The organism is Coleofasciculus sp. FACHB-712, from assembly GCF_014695635.1.
In the GTDB taxonomy this organism is placed as follows: Bacteria; Cyanobacteriota; Cyanobacteriia; order Cyanobacteriales; family FACHB-T130; genus FACHB-T130.
Genome location: NZ_JACJOQ010000484.1, coordinates 19,859 through 29,636, shown reverse-complemented (window position 1 = coordinate 29,636; position 9,778 = coordinate 19,859). Strand labels below are relative to the sequence as shown.

The window sequence follows — 9,778 nt, the reverse complement described above, 5'->3', positions numbered from 1 at the left end:
TGAATGGATAGAGATAGAGGCTTATCGGGACTGGAAAAGTTTAGTAAAGTATGTCAAAAATGTGCTAAAAAAAGTCGGAACCGAATATGTAATTAATTTTGCTTAAGCACTTAACAAAGCTCTACAACTTGACCCAACGTTGGTTGATGCCCACTTTGGTCTGTGTTTTGCGTTAGTGGAACAAGGAGAAAGTGCAAAAGCGATCGCGCCTTGTCGCAAAGCCGCTGAACAGCAACCTACAAAAGCTAAGAATCATCTATGGTTGGGGCTTGCTCTCACTTACGAACGTCAATGGGTTGCAGCAGAGGCAAGTTTTCGCAAAACGCTTGAACTAGAACCGAAGAATGACGATGCATACTACCACATAGGTAACGCTTTACTGGGACAAGAAAAAACAAATGAGGCAGTAGCAGCTTATCGCCAATCGATTGAGTTAGACCCAAAGGCCAACCTGACATACCTGCGCTTAGGCGATGCTTTGGCTATACAGAAAAAACCAGAAGAAGCGATTGCTGCCTACCAAAAGTCAATTCAGGTTGTACCTAATTACCATCCACCTTACGAAGGGCTGGGGTGGATACTGGCTGAACAAAACCGATTAGATGAGGCGATTGCGGCTTACCGCAAAGCGATTGAACTCTATCCTTCCTATACAGATGCTTATCAAGGGTTGGGACAGGTTCTAGTTAAACAAAACAAATTAGATGAGGCAGTTGCTACTTACCGTAAAGGGATTGAATGGAAATCTAAAAAGAAAGATAAAAATGGTGACATCTATTACCTTTTGGGAATAGCTTTGATGAAACAGAAAAAGTTACCAGAAGCGATCGCAGCTTTTAAACAAGCCCTAAAATTCAATCCAAATGATGCAGATGCGCGCCAGAGTCTGCAACAGGCAGAGAAACAATTAGCATCTACTCAAGGTAAAAAACAACGATGATTCTTCAATCCATCATCTGCAACGTTGAGAGATTTTGCTTGTGAACAAAACATCTATACATCCCTTAAGTGGAGCTGTCCTATTTAGTGGATTCTTGCTCCTGTCCATAAGTCTCTATCCTCAAACTCAAGAAGCTTCCGCCGATGTAACAGATGAGCAGATGTTTGCAACCAAAGCAACTCTCAATCTGGCGATCGCTCCTCAGTTTGATGATGTCTACCCATTTTCTGATGGGCTGGCTAAGGTTGAAAAAGAGGGCAAAAAAGGCTTTATCGACAAAACTGGTAAGTTCATCATTCCTCCCAAATTTAGGGTTGGACCTGACAATGGCGAAGGAGAGGAAGCACCTGATATTGTTGGCTCGTTTTCTCAGGGACTGGTAGATGTGCAACTGGGCGGTTTTACTGGCAAATGCGGCTATCTCAGTAAAACAGGTAAAGTTGTCATCCCGTTACAGTTTGAGCGTTGTAGCGTATTTTCCGAAGGGCTGGCAGCCGTCCGGCAGGGTGGCAAAACTGGCTACATTGACAAAACTGGCAAGTTTATCATTCCTCCTCAGTTTGATGCCCAGATTTTACCCGCTATGCCTTTTTCTGAGGGATTGGCAGAGGTTCAGCAGGGCAAGAAATGGGGCTTTATTAATAAATCCGGCAAGTTTATTGTTCCACCCAAATTTGAGGCGACAGTCGCATATTCTCAGGGTTTAGCAGCCGTCAGACAAGTCAAGAAATGTGGCTATATTGACAGTAAAGGTAAGGTTGCGATCCCACTCCAGTTTAATGACTGTACTCCTTTTTCTGAAGGATTAGCTGCTGTCCAAAAACAGGGAAAATGGGGCTATGTTGATAAAGCAGGAAAGATGATTATCTCTCCTCAGTTTGATCAAGCGATAAATTTCTCTGAAGGACTGGCAGCCATCAATCAGGCTGGTAAATGGGGTTACATCGATAAAACAGGGAAAATCCTTATTTCACCGCAGTTTGAAGAGACAGACCAATTTGTTCAGGGGCTGGCACCCGCTGCTCAGGGTGGTAAATGGGGTTTTATTGATAAAACTGGCAAGTTTATGATTACCCCTCAATTTGATGTAGCGACGAAGTTTTCTGAAGGTCTGGCAGCTGTTTATCAGGACGGCAAATGGGGGTTTGTCGCTAATAATCTGCCCTTAAAATAAGCCAAATTTGACAGATGAATGACTCAAAGGCTGATTGCTCGTGACGATAGACAAATCTTTGGCATGGAAGAAACTTTTGTGGCAATGGTTAGTTGCCTGTGTCGTGGCTAAACTGCTGCAAATCATTGTGGACGGAGTTGCCGGAGCGGTTGCATCAGCGACAGGGGGAGGATTCACTGGAGGTAGCACTAGCCTTTTGTTGATCCTCATCGTATTTAGATTGATCGGCGGTGCTTTAGGCGGAACTGCTCAATGGCTGGTTTTAAGGCAGTGGCTCCCATCTATTCGCTCTTGGGTTCTGGCAACCAGTTTGGGAAGTGCGATCGCCTTGGCGGTAATTAACGGGCTGTGGGCAGCGACACTCATGCCCCCAGCTTCCGGCTTGATAGGTGGCATGATGCCCACTATGTCTGTGCTGCCTCAGTTTTTGTTTGATGGTATCTATGGGATCTTGCTGGGAGTGGCTCAGTGGCTAGTGCTGAGAACAAAAGTGCCGCAAGCAGGTTGGTGGGTACTGGTCAGTGGTGTTGGCGCGATCGCAAGTAGTATCGGTATCGATGTGCTGCAAAGGTTTATCGGCCCGATGGGGATTGATGTCAGCCAGAGTGCTTGGAATCCATTCTTTTGGGCGATCGCAGCTGTCAGCGTTGTGCTTTACGCTGCGATCTCAGGCGGGTTTCTGGTCTGGAGTTTGCGTCAGCGGTTCTAGCGAGTAGAAAAGGACTGCACAACACTCTGGACATTGTTTTCTAGCCCGTTACTGCTTAAGAACAAGCGATCGCCATTCAGAACAAATCGATAAATATGGCTTTCACGGAGTGTCGGGGTGTGCCAAAGCACCTGTCCGCTTGTGGCATCGAAGGCATTCACCCGACTATGGTTCTTTGCTGAACCATAGAAACCAAGAGCGCTGACACCTTCGATTTCCATATCAGCCGTGTAAATAATATTGTCCGCCAGAGCGATGGGTCTGGGTTCTTGCCGATCCTGGCGAGATAAGGTAAATTGCCGAAGCATAGCCCCAGTCTGCCGATCCAAAACGACAAATCGCGTACTCGTCTTGACATCACCATCCCAGATGAAGACTTCGCGATCGCTCGCTAGCTTGGCTTCACCGCCCCGCATCGTATGAGTCCAGCGTTCCTTGCCCGTTTTTAAATCGAGTGCCTTGACCCAACCAGGTTCCTTTCCTGTACGGTCTTTGCTATACACTGCCGGATATACAGTGTCTCCTAAAACTGTGACATCCGTTAGCTCAGCTGAGGTGTTCCAAGTCCAGAGGACTTTGCCTGTAGCGGCATCCAATCCGGTGAGTTGGTATCCTCTTTGGGGTGTACTGGGATTAACTAACACGGGCAAAAACACTACCCCATTTTGAACCACAGGCGATTTGGAGTCCACACTCTCAAAGGTAGAAACCATACTGTCTTTGGGGGTGACAAACTTCCAGAGCAGTTTATCTGGAGTACGGGCAGAAATTTCGTTGCGATCGCTCTCTACTCCCTGTCTGACATAGCTGTTGAGAATGAAGGCTCCCTGAGATACTCCAATCATTCCCGCAAAGTCTGAATTGTCAAGTGGCAATACTGCTTTTGTCTTGCCTGTGTTGGCATCAAGCGTCACCAGGTTTTTGGGATCGTCAACTAGTGGCAGTAGCCCGAAATCGCTGGCATAGATAGTATTACCCTCTATAGCAAACACCCTGCCAATCGGCTGCTGGCTCCGCCATTGCACCTTCCCGGTTGCCGGATCGAGTGATTGAAGTGCTGAGGGCTTTGTATTCCCCGTTGGCACCAGCAATCGGTTCTCTGTTGCGATTGGTGCCGTACTAGCGTGTAGGTTTACTGACCACACAGGCTGACGAGTCGATGCCGCACTAATGGCAGAAGCGATCGCGTGGTAGCCCAGCACCAGCACTACACCTACCAGTACATATTTGAAAAGCTTTTTTAACACCGGGACGACTCCACTTCAACCTGAGAAAATCATAATTTGGAACAAACTAAACCCGGCTGATTTTCTCCATAATTTAAGCTTTTTAGCCTGCAAGCAGTCAGTTGTAAAACTTGAGATTAAGCGATCGCTACCAGGTCACGGTACTCGCTCAAAAGTTCCTCTTGAGTTAGTGCATCAGTTTCTACCTGAGGACTCCAGAGTAGTTCAAACACCATTAGATAGTCGAGGCTGATGGCTGTAACTTTCTCTAAAGCAAGCTTTACAGTATGTGCAGAATTGAGGTTTTCAAATAACGGCTGATCGTCAGCCGTGCCGATTAGCAATGTTACGACGATGTATGCAGGTTGTTCTTCATCTGGATCGAGTTCAACTTGTTGCTGGGTAACTTTGCCATCTACGTTAGAGAGGGTTTCAGCCGTAAATTTGCTACGTTCTTGTAACGAAAGTTTGTTGAAGACTGTTTCGGCTTCCTCCCGACTAGAAACTGTCTGTGAACTCCCCAACACATGAGTCCAGCATTCGGAATTTTCTAGCAGTGCTTGCACAGATGCTTGTAGTAGCTGCATCAACCCTTCCTGGGTTTGAGTATTCGCCGTGAGACTTAATTGAGACAATTTTGATTGAATCGCACCCGCTTGGGCTGTTAGCGCTATCTGTAGTGTGCTAACGGTGACGATATCATTTTCAAGCTCATTCTGATTCATGGTTTTTGGTTTTTGGTTGGAACTGGAATCTTGCAACCAAGCAGCAAATAAATCGGGACGGCGATCGCGCGTTCTCTCGATTTGTCTGTCTCTTCGCCAGCGTTCAATCTCCGCATGATTCCCCGATAGTAAAACATCCGGCACCTTCCACCCGCGAAAGTCAGCAGGACGGGTGTATTGAGGATAATCTAACAACCCCGCCTCGAAACTTTCTGCTTTTAAAGACTCTTCCTTCCCCACCGTTCCCGGTAGTAGGCGAATGGTGCCGTTGAGTAGTGCCAGCGCCGGGATTTCTCCACAAGTCAAGACAAAATCCCCTAAAGATACCTCCCGTGTCACCAAATTCAGCACCCGCTCATCGACACCTTCATAATGACCGCAAATAATTACCAATTGGTCATAATTGGCTGCCAATTCTCGAAACAGCGGTTGCTTCATCGGTTCTCCCTGCGGCGTCATCAGGATCGTCTCGCGTCTGGCTAGAACTGGCAGTGACTCCACAGCACCAAATATCGGCTCTGGCTTCATCAACATCCCTACTCCGCCGCCGTAAGGCTCATCATCCACGCGGCGGTGTTTATCGGTGGCAAAGTTACGGGGATCGATCAGATGCACAGAAGCAATCTGTTTGGCTAAAGCTTTCCCTAACAGTCCCGAACTCAGAGGAGAGGAGAAAAAATCTGGAAAAAGAGTAACAATATCAAATCGCACAGCAGAAGTCGGTGATAGTTAAGTAGTAGGTTGATTTTACCCATTCCCTACGAATTCCTACCGATTACCCACTACCCGGTATCCCTAATCGCAAGATAATGTTAAATATTTTATAAAAAAAGTTGACTCGATCTGGCATTATGCATATAGGATTAAGCCCAAAAGCGACAAGCTATGGGCGATCTGTAACGTTTGTTACTCAACAACCTAGAAAAACAATTAAATTGTTTGGTGATGTTGATGGAACGCCTGCCAGAAAGATTGATAAGGAAATTGAGACGATTGACAAGCGTGAAAAGAGAGATTGTCCTGGTGAGCAAGGGGGTTAGAGGGAGTTGAGCAAGAACCATGCATCAGGATAAATTGGCATTCCTATCAACTGGCAGAACGATAGTATTCGATATCACCCTATGCTCAAGAGCAACATGATGCTGCAGTTAGAACCTCAATCCTTAGTACAGAGGATGCCCCAATCAACGAAAACCGCCATCATGGTGATCGGCGGTGCGGAAGACAAAGTTCACGGACGAGAGATATTACAAACCTTTTTTAATCGTGCTGGCTCGACTGATGCCTGCATTGCGATTATTCCGTCAGCATCCAGAGAACCTGCGGTGATTGGCGATCGCTACCTCACCATCTTTCAAGAAATGGGTGCGAAAGTAGTGAAAGTGTTAGATATCCGCGAACGGGAGCAGAGTTACGATCCCTTGATGCAGGAGTACATTGAAGAGTGTACAGGGGTTTTCATGACTGGAGGCGATCAACTGCGACTCTGTGGACTGCTTGGCGAGACGCCATTTATGGAAAGAGTCCGATACCGCGCGCAACTGGGAGAGATTACGCTGGCAGGAACCAGTGCAGGAGCGGCGGTGATGGGACATCATATGATTGCGGGAGGCGGTAGCGGCGAGTCTCCCAATCGTTCCCTAGTCGATATGACGCTAGGGTTAGGGATTTTACCGGATGTGATCGTAGATCAACACTTTCACAATCGCAATCGCATGGCGCGTCTGATTAGTGCGATTTCGGCTCATCCAGACAAATTAGGGATTGGGATTGACGAAGATACTTGCGCCTTAGTGGAAGCGGATGGTCTTTTACAGGTAGTCGGCAAAGGCACCGTGTCTATCGTCGATCCTGGGGAGATATCTCACACGAATCAATCTTTAGTGGGAGCAACCGATCCGATTAGTATTTTCAATCTACGGTTGCATATTCTTAGTTATGGCGATCGCTACCATTTACACCAGCGAGTCATCCTGCTACCCGATGGCTGATGAGTGAATATTACTAGCGGTACTTCAATTCCAAATTTAAAACTTGTCATGATTGCCTTTTTGGTAAAAAACTGTTCGTGGAGAACAGTCTAGTGACTTTTTAAAGCTGGAAACTAGGGAATTGCTTAAAGTAGCAGCGGATTCAGTAAGGGCGAAGCCTTTCTGGCAAAGTTTTCTCTTAAAAGCAGCAGATGTGAAATCGCTTGCATCTTCGTCCCTACCCGCGATTCGACAGCCCACATCCTCTGAATCACCCGCAAAAGTAGCCATGAGAATTTTAAAAATCCAGACATTACGGGGTCCCAACTACTGGAGTATTCGACGGCAAAAATTGGTCGTCATGCGCCTAGATTTAGAAGAACTTGCAGAAAAGCCATCCAATCAGATTCCTGGCTTCTACGAGGGATTAATCCAGGTGCTGCCAAGTCTGGAAGAACACTTCTGTTCCCCTGGCTGTCGAGGTGGTTTCTTGAGCCGAGTCAAAGAAGGCACGATGATGGGACACATCATCGAACACGTTGCCCTAGAACTCCAGGAACTCGCTGGGATGCCATCTGGCTTTGGTCGTACCCGCGAAACAGCCACCCCAGGCATTTACCAGGTGGTCATTGAGTACCACGATGAACAAGCCGGTCGCTATGCCTCCAGAGCCGCCGTGCGCCTTTGTCAGAGTATTGTAGACACCGGCACCTACTCCGCTCAGGAGTTAGCACAGGATCTCAAAGACCTGAGGGATTTCGCACGGGCTGCTGCCCTCGGTCCCAGCACCGAAACCATTGTCAAAGAAGCCGAAGCGCGGGGAATTCCCTGGATGCCTTTAAGCGTTCGCGCCATGATTCAGATAGGGTATGGCGTCTACCAGAAGCGGATGCAGGCGACTTTGAGCAACCACTCTAGCATTTTGGGTGTCGAACTTGCCTCCGACAAAGAAGGCACCAAAAAAATGTTGCGCCAAGCCGGGGTGCCGGTTCCGCGCGGCACGGTAATTCACTACCTGGACGAACTTGAAGACGCCATTCAAGAGGTGGGGGGATACCCAATCGTCCTCAAGCCCCTCGACGGCAACCACGGACGGGGCATTACTATCAATATCACCGACTTCCAACAAGCAGAAGAAGCCTATGATGCTGCCAAGAGTGCTTCTAAAACTCGCTCGGTGATTGTTGAACGCTACTATACTGGAAGCGACCACCGAGTATTGGTGGTCAACGGCAAATTGGTGGCAGTTGCGGAACGAGTCCCCGCCCATGTGGTAGGAGATGGCACATCCAGCATCGAGCAATTGATTGAGCTAACCAATAGCGATCCCCATCGGGGTGAAGGGCACGATAACATCCTCACCAAAATTGAAGTAGATCGCACCACCTTCACGCTGTTGCAACGGCAGGGGTATACCCTGGAGACCGTGCTACCCGCCGGAGAGATTTGTTATCTGCGGGCAACCGCCAACCTCAGCACTGGCGGGATTGCTGTTGACCGGACTGACGAGATCCATCCCGAAAATATCTGGCTTTGCGAACGAGTCGCCAAGATTATCGGGTTGGATATTGCTGGAATTGATGTGGTGACATCCGATATCAGCAAACCCTTGCGAGAAATGGATGGGGTGATTGTTGAGGTGAACGCCGCCCCCGGATTCCGGATGCACGTTTGTCCCAGCCAGGGTTTGCCGCGAAATGTGGCTGCCCCAGTGCTAGATATGCTCTTCCCGCCTGGAGCGCCCACTCGCGTTCCCATCATTTCCATTACTGGCACCAACGGTAAAACAACAACGACTCGTCTAATTGCCCATATCTTCAAGCAGACGGGGAAAACGATTGGCTACACGACCACCGATGGCACCTACATTGGGGATTATATGGTGGAACCGGGGGATAACACCGGCCCTCAAAGTGCCCAGCTGATTCTTTCAGATCCCACGGTAGAAGTGGCGGTGCTAGAAACGGCGCGGGGGGGGATTCTCCGCTCTGGTTTAGCCTTCAGTGCCTCTGATGTGGGTGTCGTCTTAAACGTGGCTGCCGACCACCTGGGAATTGGCGATATTGAAACGATCGAAGATATGGCTCATCTCAAGAGCGTCGTGGTGGAATCGGTGATGCCAGAAGGCTATGCCGTCCTGAACGCCGACGATCCCTTGGTAGCAGCGATGGCGCGGCGGGTGCAAGGACAAGTAGCTTATTTCACCATGAATCCAGAAAATGAGCTGGTGCGAGAACATACCCGTCGGGGCGGTTTGGCAGCGGCTTATGAAAATGGCTATTTGTCAATTTTGAAGGGAGATTGGGTACTACGGATTGAACAAGCGGTGAATGTGCCGCTGACGATGGGGGCACGGGCACCTTTTCAGATTGCCAACGCGCTAGCGGCGAGTTTGGCGGCTTTTGCGGAAGGGGTGAAGATTGAGGAAATTCGTCAGGGCTTAAATACGTTCCGCGCTTCAACCGCTCAGACACCAGGACGGATGAATATGTTCGAGATGGGCAAATATAATGCTCTGATCGATTATGCTCACAATGCAGCCAGCTATGAGGCGTTAGGTGGTTTTGTCCGCAACTGGCCTGGTGAGAGAATTGGTGTGGTGGGTGGCCCTGGCGATCGCCGCGACGAAGATTTCGTTACTCTGGGCATACTCTCGGCTAATATGTTTGACCGCATCATCATCAAGGAAGATGATGATACGCGGGGGCGTCCTCGCGGTGAGGCAGCTGCCTTAATCTCTCAGGGAATTCAGCAAGAAAAGCCAGATTCCCGCTATGAAACCATTCTGGATGAGACGACCGCCATAAATACGGCGCTGGAGCAAGCTCCAGAAGGCAGTTTGGTGGTCATTTTGCCAGAAAGCGTCACCCGTGCGATTAGCTTAATTGAGGCGCGTCGCCCTCAAGGGGAAAACGGACATCAGCCGGTTGCACCGTCGATAGAAAATCAAAATAGCTTGAAGGCGTCTGTAGCACAGACCCTTTAAACGCTCATCAGTTATGTATTTGTAGGGACACGGCAATGCCGTGTCCCT

8 protein-coding genes and 2 pseudogenes are annotated in these 9,778 nt (G+C 48.6%); 7 read left to right on the top strand and 3 right to left on the bottom strand.

Going from position 1 to position 9,778, the window contains the following annotated elements:
* The 4 genes and pseudogenes from H6F50_RS27185 to H6F50_RS15945 all read left to right on the top strand — a co-directional run.
* Window positions 1–106, top strand: a pseudogene (locus H6F50_RS27185) (IS630 family transposase); the annotation flags it as partial.
* 33 nt (window positions 107–139) lie between these two features.
* Complete coding sequence (locus H6F50_RS15955; RefSeq protein WP_190429447.1) at window positions 140–940, top strand: tetratricopeptide repeat protein; 801 nt, start codon at window positions 140–142, stop codon at window positions 938–940.
* 40 nt (window positions 941–980) lie between these two features.
* Complete coding sequence (locus tag H6F50_RS15950; protein WP_190429446.1) at window positions 981–2,114, top strand: WG repeat-containing protein; 1,134 nt, start codon at window positions 981–983, stop codon at window positions 2,112–2,114.
* Between the two features lie 40 nt (window positions 2,115–2,154).
* Window positions 2,155–2,823: a hypothetical protein gene (locus tag H6F50_RS15945; RefSeq protein WP_190429445.1), complete on the top strand. Its 669-nt coding sequence runs from the start codon at window positions 2,155–2,157 to the stop codon at window positions 2,821–2,823.
* Here H6F50_RS15945 and H6F50_RS15940 read toward each other — a convergent pair.
* From H6F50_RS15940 to trmD, 3 genes and pseudogenes are all read right to left on the bottom strand, one after another.
* Window positions 2,820–4,070 carry a PQQ-binding-like beta-propeller repeat protein gene (locus H6F50_RS15940; protein WP_190429444.1) on the bottom strand — a complete coding sequence of 417 codons (1,251 nt, stop codon included), beginning with the start codon at window positions 4,068–4,070 and terminating at the stop codon, window positions 2,820–2,822. The two genes, H6F50_RS15945 and H6F50_RS15940, sit on opposite strands and share 4 nt — an antisense overlap.
* A 116-nt stretch (window positions 4,071–4,186) precedes the next feature.
* Window positions 4,187–4,774, bottom strand: a complete 588-nt coding sequence (locus H6F50_RS27180; protein ID WP_242029059.1) for a DUF1517 domain-containing protein — start codon at window positions 4,772–4,774, stop codon at window positions 4,187–4,189.
* 27 nt (window positions 4,775–4,801) lie between these two features.
* Window positions 4,802–5,485, bottom strand: a pseudogene (trmD, locus tag H6F50_RS27175) (tRNA (guanosine(37)-N1)-methyltransferase TrmD); the annotation flags it as partial.
* Between the two features lie 140 nt (window positions 5,486–5,625).
* Between trmD and H6F50_RS15930 the strand changes: the two are divergent.
* The 3 genes from H6F50_RS15930 to cphA all read left to right on the top strand — a co-directional run bounded on the left by H6F50_RS15930 (window position 5,626) and on the right by cphA (window position 9,730).
* Window positions 5,626–5,814: a hypothetical protein gene (locus tag H6F50_RS15930; protein WP_190429442.1), complete on the top strand. Its 189-nt coding sequence runs from the start codon at window positions 5,626–5,628 to the stop codon at window positions 5,812–5,814.
* 99 nt (window positions 5,815–5,913) lie between these two features.
* Window positions 5,914–6,765, top strand: coding sequence for a cyanophycinase (locus H6F50_RS15925; RefSeq protein WP_190412853.1), 852 nt, complete (start codon window positions 5,914–5,916; stop codon window positions 6,763–6,765).
* Window positions 6,766–7,033: 268 nt separating this feature from the next.
* Window positions 7,034–9,730 (top strand): cyanophycin synthetase, encoded by a 2,697-nt coding sequence (gene cphA / locus H6F50_RS15920; RefSeq protein WP_190429450.1) that lies wholly within the window; start codon window positions 7,034–7,036, stop codon window positions 9,728–9,730.
* Window positions 9,731–9,778 lie beyond the last annotated feature (48 nt).